The following is a 19353-nucleotide window of genomic DNA, read 5'->3' as shown; positions in this document are numbered from 1 at the left end:
GGACGTGCAGGAGGTCGCAACACAATGGCTCTGGACATATAACCATGACAGACCCAACATGGGGAACAGCGGGCTAACCCCCGCCCAGAAACTAAAAACAGCTGCCTGAATTCTCATTCAATGCCCCACTAAAAATGGGGGGATTACCCTGTGGGTCAATGGCAGCGGCCATCTGGTCCAGCACTGCCGGGTCGCTCAGCGTATGCTGGGCTTCAACCGTCATGTAAGCCGGGTCACCCACATGGGTGTCCCGATAACGAAACGCCTGCTTGGTCGCCTCAACCAATCCATGCCAATAGGCAAAGCTTTCCGGCTCCTGCACCCGTAGCCGGTCAAAAAGCGCCAGAATAAGAAGAGACGCGACACCCTGCGTCGGGGGCGCCATATTATAGAGCGTCGCCCCGGTAATCCCGACAGAAAGAGGCTCACGGAGCATGGCGGCATGAGCGGCGAGATCAGCCGCAGAAAGCGGGCTGCCAGCTGCGGCAAGATCAGCCGCGACGCTCTGCGCCAGAGAGCCTGTATAAAAACTATTCGGCCCTTCTGCGGCCAGCGTCCGCAATGTCTGCCCCAATGCCGGATTTTTCAGAATATCGCCATCCCGTAGCGGGCGGCCTTCCGGCTCGAACACCGTCGCGTATCCGGGCACTGAGCGCAATTCGGCCCCTTTTTGAACGGCAACCTCTGCGCCCCCCGCCGTCACCGGCACCCCAACTTCCGCATACCAGATGGCGTCACGCAAGAGCCGCTCCAGCGACAACGCCTGCGTCTGCTGCCGGGCATGGTAGGTTTGAGAAAGCCGGTGCGCCTCACCCCAGCCGGAAATGGTTCCCGCTACGGTGTTAGCCGCTGCTCCGCCGCGCCAAGGCACTACGGCGTGGCCTGCGTTGCGGTAGAACGCCAGATCAGCTTTGACCGCCGCCGCCCCACAGGCATCAATGGTTTCCGTGCGCCCATCCGGCCACATAATCAGCCAGAAGGCATCGCCCCCGATGGACGTCATATGCGGATAGACCACGGCCAATGCAGCTGCCGTCGCAATCACAGCGTCTAGCGCCGTGCCGCCATCCTTCAGCACATCCAGCCCGGCCTGACTGGCCAGATGATGCGGTGATGTGACCATCCCTCGGGTTGAGCGGGGCGTATGCAGCATGAGATCAGGCCTGTGTGTTCAGAGTTGCATCAGCACAGGGAAAGCCCAGTAAGCCGACTTTTTCCATCGCCTGCGCAAAGGCCAGAAGCGTTGCTTCCTTCCCCGGTGCTGCAATCAACTGCACACCGAGCGGCAAGCCGACGGGTTTCCCCGGTGCAGGAGCCAGTGGAGCCGCCACAACAGGCATGCCCGCAAGACTTAAAGGCTGGGTGAACAGGCCCAGATTAGCCCGTGCCGAAACCTGTTTGCCACCAAGCGTGATCGTCGGCTGGTCCAGCCGGGGTGCCACACCCGTTGTGGCCGGTGCTACCAGAATATCCACCTCCCGGAAGGTGTCATGCAGCACATCCCGGAACCATGAGCGTATTCTCTGCGCATGCACAATCGGCATGGCGGGCAGCAACGCCCCTGCCATCAGCCTGTCGCGCGTTGCCGGATCATACGCCATGGCCTGCGTCCGCAGGCGGCCCAGATGCAACGCTCCGCCTTCCGCCGCCGTGATGACGAAGGATGCGGCCCGCGCCCGCGCCACCTCTGGCAGTGTCACCGTGCGCACATCGGCACACGCATCCAGAAGCCGATCCATGCTGGCCACCAGTTCCGGCGCCAGATCTTGTGCAAACCACCCGTCCAGACGTCCGATTTTCAAACCGGAGACGTCCTGATCCGTGGCAACGGACTGGCCGCTCAGTGCTTCAAACGCACAGGCGAGATCAGCACTGGTGCTGGTAAACGGCCCGACCACATCCAGACTGGCAGCAAACGGATAGACCCCCTGCAATGGCAGAAGCCCCTGCGTGGGCCGCAGCCCCCAGACCCCACACAACGAGGCGGGCACACGAATGGAGCCGTTGGTGTCAGACCCTAGTGTGAGCGGCAACAGTCCCGCCGCCACCGCAGCCGTGGACCCACCGGAAGACCCTCCCGCCAGACGCGCCGTGTCATGGGGGTTTCTGGTCGTGCCGTAATGGGCGTTTTCGGTCGCAAACCCGTAGGCGAACTCATCCATATTGAGGGTTGCAACGGGAATAGCACCTGCCGCACACAGCCGACGCACTACTTCCGCATCCTGCTTGGCAGGGGGCTGGTTTTTCAGAACAACAGATCCGGCGGTTGTAACCAGACCTTCCAGATCAAACAGATCCTTCACCCCAAACGGCACCCCGGCCAGTGGACCAACCTGTTCACCCCGGGCAAGACACGCATCCACTTCGGCGGCCGCTTTCAGAGCGCGCTCATCCAGCAGGCGCGTAACAGCGTTATAGACGCTATTCCGCTCCCGAATGGTCTGTAGCGTTTGCTGAACAATCTGGACGGCAGAGACTTCACCCGCCCGGATACGATGTGCAATGTCGATTAGGGACGTCATCAGGGGCGATACTCATAAGCAGGCAGACAGGTATCAGGCAGGGTCATGCCGCAAATCAGATCGACATAGCCCTGCAAGAGATGTGTGTTGGCCACTACGCCCGGCAGGCAGGCTTCCGGAATTGTCAGATCAAGACAGGCAGCCGTCGCCTCCAGTCTGGCGATTGTGTTGTCTTTCTCGCTCATGTCGCCCTCCTGTCAGTCTGTTTCGATAGCGATATCAGTTCTGGCACGTTGCAAGAGCGGCATCCACACCTGCACCGCGTTTAACGGCATAGCCTTCTGCCGCCAGACAGGTTTCCAAAGCCCCAAGTGTTAGCAAAACATTGTGCTTTTTGGCATTGTAGCCCATGGCCCCGATGCGCCAGATCTTGCCCGCCAGCGGGCCAAACGCTGTGCCAATTTCAATACCGAAATCATCACGCATACGCTGACGCACCCGCTCGCCTTCCACACCCTCCGGGATCCACACCCCGGTTACGTTGGTCATGCGATAGGCATCATTCCCGAACACCTTCAGCCCCATGGCCCGCAGTCCGGCCACCATGGCGGCACCGGCAGCCTTATGCCGGGCAAAGCGCGCATCCAGCCCTTCTTCCAGCATCACACGGGCCGCTTCTCGCGCTCCGTAGAGCATGGTGGTGGCTTCCGTATGATGGTTCAGCCGTTTTTCCGACCAGTAATCCATCACCATGGCCAGATCGAAATAGTTGGAGGGGATACGCGCGCGGCTGCCGTTTGCCATATCCCCGCTACGAATTCCGGCTTCCACATGCCGGCGCGCCATGATGTGCTCTGCCGCACGGTCAGAAATGGTGATGGGTGCAGAACCCGGAGGCCCACCCATACATTTCTGCAAACCGCCGGAGACCACGTCCACGCCCCACGCATCGACCGCAACAGGCATGCCGCCGAGCGTTGCCGTGGCATCCACGTAGGACAGCACATCATATTTGCGGCACAACGCGCCCACACCTTCAAGCGGCTGCGCCATGGTGGTGGAGGTATCACCGTGGATACAGGCAAAAACCTGCGGGCGATGCGCGATTAATGCCTCTTCAATCTGCTCCAGCGTCGCCACTTCACCCCAGGGCAGATCAATCGTGCAGATTTCCGCGCCAATCCGCTCGGCAATTTCAGACAGCAGCAGGCCAAAACGCCCGGCCCGCACAATCAGGATTTTGCTGCCCGGTTCCACCAGAGAGACCAGAGCAGCCTCAATCCCCGCACGTGCCGTGCCGTCCACCAGAAAGGTCCAGCGGTTCTGCGTCATGAAAACCTGACGGTACAGCGCCATGGTTTCATTCATGGAGGTGGTCATTTCCGGGTCAAACTGGCCCAGCATGTCCGCCGCCATGGCCCGCAGCACACGCGGATGCACATTAACTGGCCCCGGTCCCATCAAAAGCCTCTGCGGCGGGTCAATCTGGCCAAAAAAATCGTTTGCCATCACACAGGTCTTTCCTTGGTTACGTTACGGACGACGTCCGGCAAAATCTTCAATAAAACGGGTCATGACCTGAAAGGCCTGCTCCACATCCGACGGGTTCACGGCTTCTGCCGGGTTGTGACTGATCCCGCCCTCACAGCGGATAAACAGCATGCAGACGGGGGCAAGTGCTGCGACGATCATGGCATCATGCCCTGCCCCGCTGACCATTCTGCGTGGCACAGTGCCCGTCACGCTCTGGGCGGCTTCACTCAGCATGGCGGTCAGCGCGGCATCACACGGCGTTGCGGGCAGGTCCTGCTGCAAGCTGATCTCCAGCGTCACCTTGCGCCGGGCTGCCAGAGCCTCCAGCGCTGTGCGGATTTCTGCGGTAGCGGCATTGCGCACTGCGGCATCGCCTGCCCGCACATCAATGCTGAAAATCACTTCCCCCGGCACGACATTTGGCACACCCGGCACCACAGTCAGCTGGCCAACTGTGGCGACCAGATCAGACGGGCCAGACTGACCGATTTTTTCAATCGCCAGAACTGCTTCAGCCGCCGCAGCCAGAGCGTCCTGCCGCAAGGTCATGGGCATAGTGCCAGCATGACCTGCCACACCTTTCATGCGCACACGGAAGCGATATTGCGCGGCAATAGCCGTCACCACGCCAACGGCACGGTTTTCAGCCTCCAGAACCGGCCCCTGCTCGATATGCGCTTCCAGATAAGCAAGGATTTCTTCTGGCTTACGCGCCGCCTCCGGCATGCGTTCCAGCGCCAGACCTTCTGCGGCCAGAGCGTCCTGCAGGGTAATACCTGCCGCATCCTGCATATCGGCAGGCACTTCTTTAAGAAGCCCGGCCACAGCGCGAGACGTCAGCATGGCAGCAGGAAAGCGTGAGCCTTCCTCATCCCCAAACCCGATAACTTCCAGCGCAAACGGAAAGCGTCGCCCCTGCGCGGCATAGTGTGCAACAAGTTCCACACCCATCAGCACACCGAGCATGCCGTCATAGCGGCCGCCATCCCGCACGCTATCAATATGGGAGCCTATCAGCAGAGCCGGAGCATCTGGTGTCAGCCCCTCATAGCGCCCGACGAGATTCCCCGCTGCATCAAGGCGGGTTTTCATGCCCGCAGACTGCATCCAGCCAGCAATACAATCACAAGTCGCGCGATAGGATGCGCTCAGATACGGGCGGAAAAGCTGGTCTTTTTCTTCAGAATAGGGTGCCACACCCAGCGCATCACACCGGGCAACGGCACGGTGTCCTCCCGGAGGCAGCGCTGAAAGGCTGGCGGTATCCGAACAGTCTGAAGACATCATAAAAAGAAGCTCCTGCCTGCAATGGCACAGGTCGTTGCAGTTCGCATACAATCTTGCATACAAGAAAAAGGTCTTGCAACCCCCTTCCGCATGTCATGCTCAGGAGGGATGCTTTGATTGGTGTTTAATCGGGGCGACCGAGCGCAGATTTCAGGTTTTTCAGCCGGGTGCGCACATGCCGTTCGTTCAGTGCGTTTTCCACATGGCGCAAATGCGCATCCATTAAGCGGGCCGCTTCCGGCACATCGCCTGCTTCCAGCGCATCAATAATCTGCTCATGTTCGCCGCTGGATTCACACGCATCGTGAGACGATTGGTAGAGGGCCGCAATCAGCACGGTACGCGTTGTCAGATCCTGCAACAAAGCCGCCAGCACCGGACTGCCCAGCGTTTCCGCCAGACAGACATGAAAATGTCCGAGCAAATAGCTGCGTGCGGCTCTGTCATCTTTCTCGATAGCAGCCTGTTCCGCCTGAACATGTTCCCGCAAAGCCTGAATGACGCGGGCGTCGCCCTTCCCCAGCGTGACCAGCATCCCCACTTCCAGCGCCCGGCGTGCATCCAGTGTATGGCGGGCCTCTTCCTCGGTAGGTTCAATCACAAACCAGCCCCGGCGAGAGGAGACCTGCACAATGCCACGGGCCTGTAAGCGCATCATGGCCTCACGCACCAGCGTGCGGGACACCCCGAAGATTTCCGCCAGATCCTTTTCCCCCAGTCGCTCGCCCGGCGCGATCTGGCCAGAGAGCGCGGCATAGACAATGCGATCCTCAATCCGGCTGGAAGATGAGCCCTCATCAGGGAGTGCGGTCAGGGTCATGCGGTTTTTGTCCGTCATAGTGCTCAGGGATCGTTCCGGTTCATCAGCATTCTCTTCTTATATACAGAGCGGGCCCGCAAGACAGACAGATCTTGCACCTCTTCAAAGCCTCATTCCGGCCAGACTCTCGTGTTTGATAGGTCTTCTCTCGTTTGTCTGCCTTTTCCAGAGCCCTTCTCAGAAACGCATCTTTGCTAAATAAAAGAAAACAATTACCGTTAGGAAATTTTTTATTAGTCAAGACCGGCGGAAACGCCCTTTCCGCTCTGGACATCCCACCGGACACACGCTTTCCTCCTGACAGAAAGCGTATTGGCAGACCGTTGATACCCCAGGTTCTACAAGGATTTTTGAAGCGATGGCCTCACTCAGCCCGTTTGCTGGCAAGACACTTGATCAGTCCCAGCTTACCGACATCCCGGCTCTGATTGCAGCTTATTATGACCGCAAGCCTGATGTCTCCACCCCGACCCAGCGCGTCTCCTTTGGCACCTCCGGGCATCGCGGATCTTCCTTCCACACCAGTTTCAATGAGGGCCATATCCTGGCCATCTGCGAGGCGATCTGCCGCCACCGTAAGGCTGAAGGCATTGATGGCCCGCTATTTGTTGGCATGGATACGCATGCTCTGTCCGGCCCGGCTCAGCGTTCTGCCATTGAAGTATTTGCAGCCCATGGGCTGGATGTGCGCGTGGACGAGAATGATGGCTTCACCCCCACACCCGTCATTTCTCACGCAATTCTGACCTATAACAAAGGCCGCACGACAGGGTTGGCGGATGGCGTCGTCATCACCCCATCCCACAATCCGCCGTCCGATGGTGGCTTTAAATACAACCCGCCCAACGGTGGCCCGGCGGATACCGCCATTACAAAAGCCATCCAGGACATGGCCAACGGCTTTCTGGCTGATGGCCTGAAGGATGTGAAGCGCCTTCCCTATGAGGAAGCTCGCAAGGCCGCCTGCATCAAAGGGTATGACTACATTACCCCCTATGTGGCTGATCTGGACTCCGTCATTGATATGAAGGCCATTCGGGATGCCGGCGTAAAAATCGGCATTGACCCGCTCGGTGGTGCTGCTGTGCATTACTGGAAGCCGATTATTGAGCGCTACGGCCTGAACGCTACGGTGGTGAATGAAACGGTAGATCCGCAGTTTGCCTTCATGACGGCCGACTGGGACGGCCAGATCCGTATGGACTGCTCCTCCCCTTACGCCATGAAGAGCCTGATTGGCATGGCCGACCAGTTTGACGTGGCCTTTGCAAACGATACTGACGCCGACCGCCACGGCATTGTGGCCAAGCCGGATGGCCTGCTGAACCCCAACCATTACCTTGCTGTTGCTATCTCCTACCTGTTCCGCAACCGCCCCGACTGGAACCCGGAACTGGGTGTAGGCAAAACGCTGGTCAGCAGCGGGCTGATTGACCGCGTTGCGAAAGATCTGGGTCGTAAGCTGGTGGAAGTGCCTGTCGGGCTGAAATGGTTTGTGCCGGGCCTGATGGATGGCTCACTGGGCTTTGGTGGTGAAGAAAGCGCGGGCGCGACCTTCCTGCGGCGTGATGGCACCGTCTGGACCACAGATAAGGACGGCCTCATCCTCGGCCTGCTGGCTGCTGAAATTACGGCGAAAACCGGCAAAAACCCGAGCGTGCAGTATCGCGAACTCAGTGCACGTCTGGGCACGCCGTTCTACGCGCGCATTGATGCCCCGGCCAATGCCGAACAGAAAGCCAAGCTGAGCAAGCTTTCACCGGAGCAGTTTCCGCTGGAAACGCTGGCTGGAGACAAGATTATCAGCAAGCTCACGCGCGCTCCGGGCAATGACGCCCCCATCGGCGGCCTGAAAGTGGTGACGGAAAACGGCTGGTTTGCCGCCCGCCCCTCCGGCACGGAAGACGTCTACAAAATCTACGCCGAAAGCTTCAAAAGCGAAGAACACCTGCACGCTATCCAGACGGAAGCGCAGGAGGCTATTTCCAAGGTTTTTGAGGCTTAAAAAACTAGCGCCTGTTTCCTTCCAGACTGAAAGAAACAGGCGCTTGCTAATTTCAGATCCGCAGAACATTAATAAATAGTTCTTCGTTTCCTCTGCTTTTGACTACAGAAGCTTCCTGTGCTCAAAGCGCCGGCGCGCTGAACGTATCGCACTGCCGGATATCGCCAGTTTGCAGCCCTCGGCTGAACCAGTTGACGCGTTGGGCGGATGTACCGTGCGTAAAGCTATCTGGCACAACATAGCCCTGCCCCTGCCGTTCCAGGCGATCATCCCCCACAGCGGAGGCCGCATTCAGCCCCTGCTGCACATCGCCCGATTGCAGGATGCTCTTTGCGTCATTCGCCCGCTTGGCCCAGACCCCGGCAAAACAATCCGCCTGTAGCTCAGTCCGGACAGAAGCCCCCGTCGCGCCGCGCTCGCTCATGCCGCCATTCTGCTTTTCAAGCTGCGCCATAATCCCAAGCTCATTCTGGACATGATGCCCGACCTCATGCGCCACCACGTAAGCCCGCGCAAAGTCACCCCCGGCACCCAGCCGGTTTTTCAATTCCTGAAAAAAGGCGAGATCCAGATAAACCTTGTGGTCTGCCGGGCAGTAAAATGGTCCCACAGACGTTTGCGCATATCCGCAGGCAGACTGCGTGCCGCCTGAGAACAGCACCAGTCTGGGCTCATGATACGTGCGGCCCATCTGCTGAAAATAGGATGTCCAGACATCTTCAGTTGACCCCAGAATACGGGCAATAAACTGCTTCTGCGTATCCGGTCCCTGCACAGGCTGCTGCGGCGCGACAACCGCGCTTTGATTACCGGAAGACGCACTCCCTTCCAGAAGGCTGAAAACAATTTTGGGATCTACTCCAAAATACAAAGCCCCCAGCGCCAGCAGAATGCCGCCGATACCGATCTTCAGAGGGGCACGGCCACCACTACCGCCGGAACCACGCTCGTCATCAATATTCGTGCTTTCCCGCTCATCATCCAGACGCATGCTTTCTATCCTTCTGTGCCTGATAGTCCGATCATGCGCTGCTCCTTAGCATGGATCAGCTTCAGATACGGCAAGAAGAAAAGCATCCTCGCTCGTGAGAAACTCAGGCGCGTAAGGCGCTCCGCCACCACGACCGCCGCTCTCTATCGTCCTGGGCGTGTTGCGGGCTTTCTTCTGGCGAAACAGAGAAAGGATGCCTCTCATACCGGGCGGGATCAATCACCCAGCCAGCCGCCCCACCATGATGATGGCTCAGCATCTCAATCGACCACCGCTCTTCCGCCGCATAGGCGCCGCCAATAGGGTTATCTCTGAGGCTGAACGACGTGCTTGGCCCGATTTTCCAGCGTGTGGCACTCAGGCAGTGTGACGGACAGCCAGCCAGAAAAGCTGAGCGATAGAGCAGAAAGCCGGTCGCTCCGCGCTCATGCGCAGCCCGTTGCAGGCGGCGCGTTGTGCCAAGGTCTGGCGCTGTGCGGCTATCAACCACCACAGCGGCAACGCCCGGCTCCCGCAGCACGGCTTCACATAAATCCACAAAAGAGGCTTGCGTCGCTGTCACACAGATCAACCGCCCCGGATTGAGACCGGCCTGCTCAACGCCTGCTACACACAGATCGAGCGTTTCCTCGCCAATCCAGATGACCACACCTGTCGTGCGGGCCAGAACGGCTGCCACAAAACGCGCAGGTTTGGCTGAAACCTGTCGGTCACTCCCTGCTCCAAAAAATTCGTGGACTGTCCCTTTTTCCAGCCCGCCGCCCAGACGGGCATCAATTTCCGCAACGCCCGTGGAAAGCCGTTGCGTGATGGAACTGGCAGGGCTGATGTTCATCCGGGCAATCCGGTCCCGCAGCAAATCCAGTGTATCCGAGTGTGATGACGCCATGAGTGCATCCCTCCTGTTCCGCTTTTTATAATTAGAACAAAACAGGAACTCAAGAGCTTTCTGCCCGCGTCATACGGTCTCCCTTGATGCAAACCACCGCCACCCTATGGCCACTCATACTCTTTGCGTCCCTCAAACAGGAGGTGAACTAGCGTCAGTAAAACGGAAAAATACCCCCCCCTCAGAACCCTGAAGTGCATAGTAGTCAGAATATACCCCTCCGGGGTTATGGAGATAAAACGCATGATTATTATGCTCTTTACAATCGCCTGCCGGTGCTTTCTTAAGGGGATATTCCCGGAATAGAGGCGAACACTCTTCCCATGCGCCGTTCAGACTCAGCCCCCTTTGCACTGGCGACACTTTGTCGCTGGCTAATGGTGTGCTGCGTTCTGCTGGGGTTTTGCGGGCAGCTTTTTCTCCAAAGCAATGCTCTGCCGGATGAAGCACCCCGTGTGACATTTGAACGGCTGACCGGGTTACAGATCGGGCCAGATCAGCCCACTGCATCCCCGCATGTCATGCACATGGCTGCCGGGCATATGCTGAAAATGGCACACGCCAAAGCGCCTCCGCATTCAGGCCATCATCATGATGGGTCATGCCCACTCTGTCCGCTGCTGCACCTGCCAGTTGTCATTTTCAGTGTCGCGTTTCTTGCTGCCCTGATCCTGATTGCCTGGTCTCAGTCAGCCTATGGCACGCTCCTGCCGCGCGCACCGCCGCTTCTCGCTCTTGCCCTCCGGCCACCACCAACGGGGCCACCAGCTTTCCTCTGAAAACGATACGCGCTGACACGCAGACCTTCAGGACACCTGAACGCCTGTGATGTCGGCTGTTTCCGTTTCAAGGAAAGTCTCAGCACAATGTCTTGTCTTTTTGTTCGGCATGCCGCGCGCACCAGCCTGCTTGCTGCCGGTTGCGCGCTGGCCTGCACAGTCGCCCGCCCATCCGCAGCGGACGCTCAAAGCCGTCTGCCCGCTACACCTGTTTCAACAGAAGCCTTAACCGTACCAGCCACGCCAACCTCAGACGAGGACGCCGATAGCGCGTCCACAGAGCAGATGACGGTCAACGGAACCCGGCATCACATGTCCCCCAACCCGGATACGGCCAATCTGTTCCGGCACAGTCTCGGCTATAGCGCCTATTCCGCTGGCGGTGTCTCCTCTTTGCCTGTTCTGAACGGGATGGCGGATGAGCGCGTGGCGACCTTTGTCGATGGCATGCGCATTCCCTCCGCCTGCCCCAACCATATGAATCCGGCCATGTCTTACATTGACCCGGATGCCGTCTCGTCGGCCGTCGCCATTGCGGGCATCACCTCTGTCAGTCAGGGTGGCGACAGCACCGGCGGTACGCTGGAGGTCAATCGGAAAGATCCGATCTTTTCCAGCACGTCCAAACTGCTCGTGACAGGCCATGTCCGGGGGGATTATCGCAGCAATGGCGGCGGATCGGGCGCGTCCGGCTCTCTCACCACCGCCAATGACTGGCTAAGCCTGCGCTATACCGGCTCATATAGCCATGCCAGCGACTATCACACGGGAGGCAACAGCCGGCGCGTTCTCTCCACCAGCTATCTCAGCTTCAACCATGCCGTGACACTTGGGGTGAAAAAAGAGAACCATCTGCTGGCGCTCACCGTCGGTCAGCAAGATATCCCTTATGAGGGTTTCCCCAACCAGTACATGGATATGACCAATAACCGCTCCACCTTTGTGAATGGCAAATACAAGGGTGATTTCAACTGGGGCACGCTGGAGGCACGCGGTTTCTGGCAACGGGTCGACCACGCCATGAACATGCTGGCCGACAAAGGAGGCCATACCGCCACAACCGGCATGCCGATGAATACGGATACCCGCACGGCAGGCTATTCCATCAAGGCGACCATTCCGCTTGGCCGGAAGCATATACTCGGGCTGGGTAGCTCCTTTGACCATAATGGCCTGAACGACTGGTGGCCGCCCCTGAGCGGCAGTATGATGATGGGGCCTGACACCTTCCATAATATCAATCAGGGACACCGCGACCGCCTCGGCCATTATATAGAATGGAAAGCCCAGTGGCTGCCGCGCTTTTCCACCGAGCTGGGACTGCGGAATGATCTGGTGATGATGAATACCGGTCCGGTCGCCCCGTATTCATGGACCAGCATGATGAGCATGGCCGACGCCATGGCTGCCCAACGCTTTAACGCGGCCTCTCGCGGACGCACCGACACCAATTTTGATGTCACAGCTCTGGCCCGCTGGACACCTCTCGACAGCCTCACGCTGGAGGGTGGATACGCCCGCAAAAGCCGCGCTCCCAGCCTGTATGAGCGCTACTCATGGGGCGAAGGCGCTATGAGCACCACGATGATTGGCTGGTTTGGAGACGGCAATGGGTATGTCGGCAACCTGAATCTGAAATCGGAAATTGCCAATACGCTCAGCACCACCCTCACCTGGCATGATCCGGTGCATGATGCGTGGGAACTCAAGGTGCAGCCTTATTATACCTACACCCACAACTATATAAATGTGGTGCGCATTGGCACGCTCTCTAACGGTTTGTCCAAACTCCAGTTCGTCAACCACAATGCCCGGAGCTATGGCATCAACAGCTCAGGCTTCGTCAGACTCTGGAAAAGTCCGGCTTTTGGGACAGGGGAGCTCAAAGCCAATCTGAACTGGGTGCGGGGGCAGGATCTGGTGACCCACTCCGGCCTGTATCATCAGATGCCCGCCAACGGCTCCATCAGCCTGCATGAAACCTATGAAAACTGGACGGGTCGCGTCGAGGTCACCCTTGTTAAAGCCAAGAGCACTGTGGACTGGCTGCGCAATGAGCCCCGCACGCCCGGCTATGCCCTGCTGGGTCTGGGCGGAAGCTACCACTGGCGGGTGCTGACACTGGATGCCAGCATCGAGAACCTTCTAAACCAGAAATACTATCTGCCGCTGGGTGGTCTTTCTCTGGGGGACTATCGCGCCACCGGGGTTCTGAGCCCGCTCGCGGGTTTAGGGCGCTCGTTCAATCTGAGCCTGAGCGCGACCTTCTGAAATCTGGCAGCGCCCTGCTTTGCGATCATCCTCATGGGAGATCGGAAGGCAGGGTGACCTGTCTAAACACAGGTTTACAGCGCAGAGTTGAATATCACTCTGAGCAACCCAATATAAGACTATAATTTTTTGGGAAAGATTGGCTGGGAGACCTGGATTCGAACCAGGGCTGACCGGGTCAGAGCCGGTAGTTCTACCGCTAAACTATCTCCCAGCAAGGAGAACCGGGAGGCTTAAAAAGCCGCCTCCGCTGCGGTGACGCCTTCCTAGCACTGTGAATTAGGGGGCGCAAGTGCCTAAACGAAAAGAAATGTCGGTTTGTCACATAATTGTCTTGCTCCTTTGGCCGCCCTCCCCAAAAATAGTCTTAACATGAGTCAACCTCTTACTAAGGACCGGACAGATGGATCGCATCCCCCCCTGGGCCGGCCGCCCGGACAGACCAGCTTATCCTTCACCCTACTCTCGTTCTGCCGAAGATGAGCTGTTTGCCGCGCTCGACCTGGGAACAAACAACTGCCGTTTGATGGTCGCGGCGCAAACCGCTGGCGGCTTCCGCGTTATTGATAGCTACAGCCGTATGGTGCGGCTGGGTGAAGGCCTTCACCATACAGGCCGACTGGGCGAACCCGCTATGGAACGCACACTGGACGCTCTGCGCGCCTGTGCGGAACGTGTCGGGCGCAGACCCATCAAGAATATCCGTGCCGTTGCAACGGAAGCCTGCCGCCGCGCGGTGAACGGATCAGACTTTCTGAACCGCGTGCGGACGGAGACCGGCTTTCATATCAATATCATCTCCGCGCGGGAGGAAGCCTCCCTCGCGGTAGAAAGCTGCGCCAACCTTGTGCACAATCCGCGCTTCGGGCCTGTGCGCAACCGGGCGCTGCTGTTTGATATTGGTGGCGGCTCGACAGAAATTGCCTGGGTCCGTGTGGACGCCCCCCGTCAGACGCATGAGCTGATTGGCTATCTGAGCCTGCCTGTGGGGGTCATCACCCTCTCGGAGCAGTTCGGCAGCACCGGCCATGACGACCCAAGCCTCTATAAAAAGATGGTGGACCACACCAAGGCGGCCCTGCAGGACTTTGAGGGCGTGCATCGGATTGGCCCGGAAATTCGGCGCAAGCAAACACGTTTCATTGGCACCAGTGGCACCGTCACCACTCTGGCGAGCCTTGTGCTCAACCTGCCCCGTTATGTTCGTGCGGCGGTTGATGGCTCACAGCTGCCAGCCACCAGTGCCCGCAAGGCCGTTCGGACATTGCAGGATATGGGGCATGCAGGCATAGAACAGCATCCGTGCATCGGGCCGGATCGTGCCCCCTTCGTTTTGCCGGGCTGCGCCATTTTCGAGGCTATTCACGAGACCTGGCCGGTGGAAGATATTATTGTGGCAGACCGTGGCCTACGGGATGGCATGGTTCTGCGCATGATCCGCAAGAGTGGATCTGCATCCAGAAGGCTCCACAAAGCGCCCATGCTCAATGGCCCCATCCCTTTTCTGCACCCTATTCAAGCAACAGGTTCATGAGCGACAAAAAATCCGGGCCTCCCCGGAAAGCAACTTCTCTCCGCGTTCCGGGGCGTGCCCGCACCAGCAGCAGCGCCCCCGGCTCCAGTCATTCTCTGGATGACTCATCGGCCCCGCGCACAATGCGCACCAAATCCGTCAGCCTTCGCACGGCGCGCGGGCGCACAACCGCACAGCAGCGCTGGCTGGCCCGCCAGCTGAACGACCCCTATGTGCAGGCTGCCCACAAGCAAGGCTGGCGTTCCCGTGCGGCCTTCAAGCTGATTGAACTGGATGACCGTTTTCACCTCATCCAGCCCGGCATGCGCGTGGTCGATCTGGGTGCCGCACCCGGCGGCTGGACACAGGTGGCCGTCAAACGTGGTGCGAATCGCGTTGTCGGGGTTGATCTGCTGCCGGTTGATCCTGTGGCGGGTGCCGAGATCATCGAAGGCGACTTCACTGCCCCCGAGATGCCGGACAAGCTGGTCAGCCTGCTGGATGGCAAGGCCGATCTGGTGCTCTCGGACATGGCCCCCAATACAACCGGCCACGGCCCGACGGACCATATGCGGATTATCGGGCTTGCTGAAGAAGCCCTGTATTTTGCATTTGAAATTCTGGCGGAAGGCGGCGGCTTTGTCGCCAAGGTGTTTCAGGGCGGCTCGGAAAAGGCCATCCTTGATGTGATGAAGCAGGCCTTCACTTTGGTGCGGCACGCCAAGCCCCCGGCCAGCCGCAAGGATTCTAGCGAACTTTATGTGGTAGCGACAGGCTTCCGGCCTGATCGCCTCAAAGAGGCTCAGGCCAACACCTGAACCTGCCGGAACGGAATGAGCAGGCAGGCCTCAGGTCAGCCTGTTATTTCCCCCACAGCCACGCAGCGCCACGCACGCCGGAACTGTCACCATGCTGATTTTTCAGCAGTTCCGTGCGGCATTCCGGGGTGATGGCGTATTTCTTCATCACTTCAGGCACACGGGTGTAGATCGTCTTCAGGTTTGAGACGCCGCCGCCCAGCACAATCGCGTCCGGGTCCACCATGTTGATGACCAGCGCGCAGGCACGCCCCAGCCGATCCACATACGTATCCAGCGCTTTAATGGCAGCAACATCGCCTGCAGCAGCAGCTTCTTCAATACCATCTGCGCAGCGTTGCCCCTCGCCTTTCCATGAGGCTGCCAGAGCAGGGCCGCACAGGAAACGCTCCAGACAGCCCTCATTCCCACAGAAGCACTTCGGCATAGGGAATTCGTCTTCCCGCACCCACGGAAGCGGGATATGCCCCCATTCGCCGGCAATGTGATGCAGACCTGTCACCGGTTCACCATTGATGACAAAGCCGCCACCCACGCCGGAACCGAGAATCACCCCGAAGACGATCTTGCGACCCGCTGCTGCGCCATCCACTGCTTCAGACAGCGCAAAGCAGTTGGCATCATTCTCTATCTTCACCGGGCAGCCGAGCACCTGCTCCAGATCTTTGCCGAATGTCTGACCGTTCAGCCATGTGGCATTTGCATTCTTGACCCGCATTGTGCGGGAATCAATGGCACCGGGGATACCGACCCCGACCGTAGCCGTCCGGTTTGTACGTCCACGTCCCTCTTCCACGAGATCCCGCAACGTCACGAGCAGATCATCGTAATTACCGGGATTTGCAACACGATGCCGCAGAAGGATTTCCCCTGTGGAATCAAGGGCTGCTATTTCGACCTTGGTTCCACCAACATCGATTCCTAAACGATAATCTGACATACAGCGACCCTACGTCTTCTTCCGGCAAATGATTAATATGCCCTGCGGCATGGGATAAATTAGTGAACTATGCAATCACACATCTTCCTCTCTCTATACAAGGCTCTGTGTCATGAATGAGGCTATTCTTGATGCGCGGGGGCTTGGCTGCCCCCTTCCGGTTTTAAAAGCCAACCGTCTTTTGCGCGGCATGCAGGCGGGAGAAAAGCTCCGCGTTCTGGCAACAGACCGGTCCTCTATCGTGGATTTTCAGGTGTTTTGCAGGGAAACCGGCCACGCGCTGGTCGCGTTTTCAGATGAAAACGGCTCCCTGTCCTTCACCATCAGACGCCGTGCGGATATACCCTCACCGTGAGGGCGGTATGTTTTATTGCGCATTCTACCCCGGCAAGACTTGGCAGACCCACGCTTATCGGAGTAATGCCTGCCCCTCATGACGGATAGGAAGACCTGCGCCATGTCGGATAACATCAAGTCTCTGTCGTTTGAGGACGCACTCTCCGAGCTGGAGAAGATTGTGCGCGGCCTTGAAGGCGGCCAGCTCAAGCTGGAAGAGGCCATTGCATCCTACGAGCGCGGGGCAGCCTTACGCCAGCATTGCGAAACCAAGCTGAGCGAGGCCGAGGCCCGCGTTCAGGCGATCGTGCAACGGTCTGACGGATCGTTGACCATGAAACCTATGGATTGAGACGTCGATGACTGACCCGACAACCATCGCCCCTTCCCAAACGCACTCCTCAGCCAATGGGCCGCTGCTCAAGCAGGCTATGGCGGCCCGCGCCAAAGTGATTGAAGCGACAATCGACCAGCTTCTGCCGCCCACCAGCGGTGGCGATGCCCGTCTGATTGACGCCATGCGTTATGCCACGCTGGGCGGCGGCAAGCGCCTGCGCGGTTATCTGGCCATGGCAACCGCCAGCCTGTTTGATGTACCGGACTGCCAGTCCGCCCGCGTTGCGGCCTCCGTTGAAATGCTGCACGCCTACTCCCTGGTGCATGATGATTTGCCGGCCATGGATGATGATGATCTCCGTCGCGGTCAGCCCTCCACCCATCGCAAGTTTGATGAAGCCACGGCCATTCTGGCCGGTGACGCTCTTCAGACCAAAGCATTTGAAATTCTGGCAGAAGCCGAAACGCACGAGAGCACGACCGTGCGCATCGCCCTGATCACCGCTTTCGCGCAGGCCTCAGGCGCTGCCGGGATGGTGGGCGGTCAGATGATCGACATGGAAGGCGAAGGCCGCGCCCTGCCGCTGGAAGAAGTCCGCCACCTGCATGCCCTGAAAACCGGCTGCCTGATCCGCTACTCGGCAGAAGCAGGAGCCATTCTCGGGCAGGCCAAACCGGAACTTCAGCAGCATCTGCGCTCCTATGGTGCCAATATTGGTGCAGCCTTCCAGATTGCGGATGATGTGCTGGACGCCACGGCTACGGCTGAAGAACTGGGCAAGACGGCTGGGAAGGATGAAGCTTCCGGCAAGTCTACCTACGTTGCCCTTCTGGGAATTGACGGCGCGCGCGCCGAAGCAGAACGCATGGCCAAAAGCGCCATTGAAGATCTTGCTCCGTTTGGAGAGCAGGCCGACCGCCTGCGAGATCTGGCCTATTACGTGATTGAACGCAGGAACTAAGAAGAATGTCGGACAAGCCCCAGATCCCCACCCTTGGCCGTTTTCCTGCTCTGGACCGGGTGACCTACCCGTCTGACATGCGGAATCTTTCGGTCGAGCAGCTCAAGCAGATTGCGGACGAGCTGCGGGCCGAAACCATTGACGCCGTCTCCACCACCGGTGGCCATCTGGGCGCCTCTCTGGGCGTGGTGGAACTGACCGTGGCCCTGCATGCGGTGTTCGATACCCCCGCCGACAAGGTGATCTGGGATGTGGGCCATCAGGCCTACCCGCACAAGATCCTCACCGGTCGCCGTGACCGGATCCGCACCCTGCGCCAGCCGGGCGGCCTCTCCGGCTTCACCCGCCGGTCCGAGAGTGAGTATGACCCGTTCGGGGCCGCGCACTCCTCCACCTCCATCTCTGCCGGTCTGGGCATGGCCGTGGCGCACCATCTGCGCGCGGAAGAAGACCCGTCCTACCATGAGCGCAGCGTCATCGCCGTAATCGGCGATGGCTCCATCTCCGCCGGTATGGCGTATGAGGCCATGAACAACGCCGCCGTGGCTGGCCCGGGTGCGGAACGGCTGATCGTCATCCTCAACGATAACGAGATGTCCATCGCCCCGCCGGTCGGCGCGATGTCCAACTATCTCTCTCGCCTTATGTCCTCCCGCAAGTTCATGGGCCTGCGCGAACTGGCCGGGAAAGTCGTCAAGAAGCTCCCTGCCCCGGTCGAACGCACCGCCCGCAAGGCGGACGAGTATGCCCGCGGCATGATTACCGGAGGCACGCTGTTTGAAGAGCTGGGCTTCTATTACGTCGGCCCCGTGGACGGGCATGACCTGCCGCAGCTGGTCGCTATCCTGCGCAACCTGCGCGATACGGATAACGGCCCCATCCTGCTGCATGTGATGACCGAAAAAGGGCATGGCTATCAGCCCGCCGAAAAGGCCGGGGACAAGTATCACGCCGTCGCCAAGTTCAACGTCGTTACCGGTGAGCAGAAAAAAGGCCCTGCCGGACCGCCGTCCTACACCTCCGTGTTTGCACGGGAACTGGTGCGTCGGGCAGCAACCGACAACAAAATTGCCGCCATCACCGCCGCCATGCCGTCCGGCACCGGGCTGGATGCGTTCGCGAAAAACTATCCTGACCGCTTCTTTGATGTCGGCATTGCCGAGCAGCATGCCGTAACCTTTGCCGCTGGTATGGCGACCGAAGGCCTCCGCCCGTTCTGCGCCATCTACTCTTCCTTCCTGCAGCGTGCCTATGATCAGGTGATGCATGACGTGGTGCTGCAGAAGCTGCCGGTCCGCTTCGCCATTGACCGCGCCGGTCTGGTCGGGGCCGACGGGGCGACCCATGCCGGCTCCTTCGACATCGCCTATCTGGGCTGCCTGCCGGGCATGAGCATCATGGCCCCGTCTGA

At 59.1% G+C, this 19353-nt stretch carries 17 protein-coding genes, 1 tRNA gene and 1 pseudogene; 9 read left to right on the top strand and 10 right to left on the bottom strand.

Annotated features, from left to right (window positions below; all coding sequences use genetic code 11):
- Positions 1 to 136 precede the first annotated feature (136 nt).
- From AD928_RS02975 to AD928_RS02950, 6 genes and pseudogenes are all read right to left on the bottom strand, one after another.
- Positions 137 to 1153, bottom strand: a pseudogene (locus AD928_RS02975) (gamma-glutamyltransferase); the annotation flags it as partial.
- Between the two features lie 4 nt (positions 1154 to 1157).
- A complete protein-coding gene (locus tag AD928_RS02970) occupies positions 1158 to 2522 on the bottom strand; it encodes an AtzE family amidohydrolase (protein ID WP_062248149.1) in 1365 nt (454 codons plus the stop codon).
- Positions 2522 to 2707: a DUF4089 domain-containing protein gene (locus AD928_RS02965; RefSeq protein WP_062248147.1), complete on the bottom strand. Its 186-nt coding sequence runs from the start codon at positions 2705 to 2707 to the stop codon at positions 2522 to 2524. The genes AD928_RS02970 and AD928_RS02965 overlap by 1 nt, the downstream gene beginning before the upstream one ends.
- A 34-nt stretch (positions 2708 to 2741) precedes the next feature.
- Positions 2742 to 3971, bottom strand: a complete 1230-nt coding sequence (locus AD928_RS02960; RefSeq protein ID WP_062248144.1) for a pyridoxal-phosphate-dependent aminotransferase family protein — start codon at positions 3969 to 3971, stop codon at positions 2742 to 2744.
- Between the two features lie 24 nt (positions 3972 to 3995).
- Positions 3996 to 5282: an allantoate amidohydrolase gene (locus AD928_RS02955; protein ID WP_062248142.1), complete on the bottom strand. Its 1287-nt coding sequence runs from the start codon at positions 5280 to 5282 to the stop codon at positions 3996 to 3998.
- Positions 5283 to 5406: 124 nt separating this feature from the next.
- The gene (locus tag AD928_RS02950; protein WP_062142339.1) at positions 5407 to 6102 is read right to left on the bottom strand and encodes a GntR family transcriptional regulator; all 696 of its coding nucleotides are present in this window, start codon (positions 6100 to 6102) and stop codon (positions 5407 to 5409) included.
- A gap of 358 nt (positions 6103 to 6460) precedes the next feature.
- Between AD928_RS02950 and pgm the strand changes: the two genes are divergently transcribed.
- On the top strand, positions 6461 to 8107 hold the full coding sequence (gene pgm / locus AD928_RS02945; protein ID WP_062248139.1) for a phosphoglucomutase (alpha-D-glucose-1,6-bisphosphate-dependent): 1647 nt from the start codon (positions 6461 to 6463) through the stop codon (positions 8105 to 8107).
- Positions 8108 to 8228: 121 nt separating this feature from the next.
- Here pgm and ypfJ read toward each other — a convergent pair whose 3' ends face one another.
- A complete protein-coding gene (gene ypfJ / locus AD928_RS02940) occupies positions 8229 to 9098 on the bottom strand; it encodes a KPN_02809 family neutral zinc metallopeptidase (protein ID WP_062248137.1) in 870 nt (289 codons plus the stop codon).
- A gap of 103 nt (positions 9099 to 9201) precedes the next feature.
- Positions 9202 to 9987 (bottom strand): ImuA family protein, encoded by a 786-nt coding sequence (locus tag AD928_RS02935; RefSeq protein ID WP_062248135.1) that lies wholly within the window; start codon positions 9985 to 9987, stop codon positions 9202 to 9204.
- A gap of 323 nt (positions 9988 to 10310) precedes the next feature.
- On the opposite strand from AD928_RS02935, the gene AD928_RS02930 reads away from it, so the two are divergent.
- Together AD928_RS02930 and AD928_RS02925 are read left to right on the top strand one after the other, a co-directional pair.
- Entirely contained in the window at positions 10311 to 10766 is a 456-nt protein-coding gene (locus AD928_RS02930) for a DUF2946 domain-containing protein (protein WP_233419911.1), read from the top strand.
- Positions 10767 to 10853: 87 nt separating this feature from the next.
- The gene (locus AD928_RS02925) at positions 10854 to 13037 is read left to right on the top strand and encodes a TonB-dependent receptor (protein ID WP_062248133.1); all 2184 of its coding nucleotides are present in this window, start codon (positions 10854 to 10856) and stop codon (positions 13035 to 13037) included.
- 140 nt (positions 13038 to 13177) lie between these two features.
- Here the strand turns inward: AD928_RS02925 and AD928_RS02920 are convergent.
- A tRNA-Gln gene (locus tag AD928_RS02920) sits at positions 13178 to 13251 on the bottom strand.
- A 189-nt stretch (positions 13252 to 13440) separates the two neighbouring features.
- On the opposite strand from AD928_RS02920, the gene AD928_RS02915 reads away from it, so the two are divergent.
- On the top strand, positions 13441 to 14571 hold the full coding sequence (locus tag AD928_RS02915) for a Ppx/GppA phosphatase family protein (protein WP_082779603.1): 1131 nt from the start codon (positions 13441 to 13443) through the stop codon (positions 14569 to 14571).
- The gene (locus AD928_RS02910) at positions 14568 to 15368 is read left to right on the top strand and encodes an RlmE family RNA methyltransferase (protein ID WP_062248131.1); all 801 of its coding nucleotides are present in this window, start codon (positions 14568 to 14570) and stop codon (positions 15366 to 15368) included. The genes AD928_RS02915 and AD928_RS02910 overlap by 4 nt, the downstream gene beginning before the upstream one ends.
- Positions 15369 to 15411: 43 nt before the next feature.
- Here the strand turns inward: AD928_RS02910 and AD928_RS02905 are convergent, their stop codons facing one another.
- Positions 15412 to 16308, bottom strand: a complete 897-nt coding sequence (locus AD928_RS02905; RefSeq protein WP_062248129.1) for an ROK family protein — start codon at positions 16306 to 16308, stop codon at positions 15412 to 15414.
- Between the two features lie 112 nt (positions 16309 to 16420).
- On the opposite strand from AD928_RS02905, the gene AD928_RS02900 reads away from it, so the two are divergent.
- From AD928_RS02900 to dxs, 4 genes are all read left to right on the top strand, one after another.
- The gene (locus AD928_RS02900) at positions 16421 to 16663 is read left to right on the top strand and encodes a sulfurtransferase TusA family protein (RefSeq protein WP_062248127.1); all 243 of its coding nucleotides are present in this window, start codon (positions 16421 to 16423) and stop codon (positions 16661 to 16663) included.
- A gap of 78 nt (positions 16664 to 16741) precedes the next feature.
- Complete coding sequence (locus tag AD928_RS02895; RefSeq protein WP_373320526.1) at positions 16742 to 16996, top strand: exodeoxyribonuclease VII small subunit; 255 nt, start codon at positions 16742 to 16744, stop codon at positions 16994 to 16996.
- A 7-nt stretch (positions 16997 to 17003) separates the two neighbouring features.
- The gene (locus AD928_RS02890) at positions 17004 to 17942 is read left to right on the top strand and encodes a polyprenyl synthetase family protein (protein WP_062248126.1); all 939 of its coding nucleotides are present in this window, start codon (positions 17004 to 17006) and stop codon (positions 17940 to 17942) included.
- A gap of 5 nt (positions 17943 to 17947) precedes the next feature.
- The coding region (gene dxs, locus AD928_RS02885; protein ID WP_062248124.1) for a 1-deoxy-D-xylulose-5-phosphate synthase at positions 17948 to 19353 on the top strand (1406 nt) is incomplete at its 3' end.

It is taken from the genome of Acetobacter cerevisiae, assembly GCF_001580535.1.
Classification (GTDB): Bacteria; Pseudomonadota; Alphaproteobacteria; order Acetobacterales; family Acetobacteraceae; genus Acetobacter; species Acetobacter cerevisiae.
The sequence above is the reverse complement of the archived record's forward strand: the minus strand, read 5'-3'. Positions and strand labels throughout refer to the sequence as shown.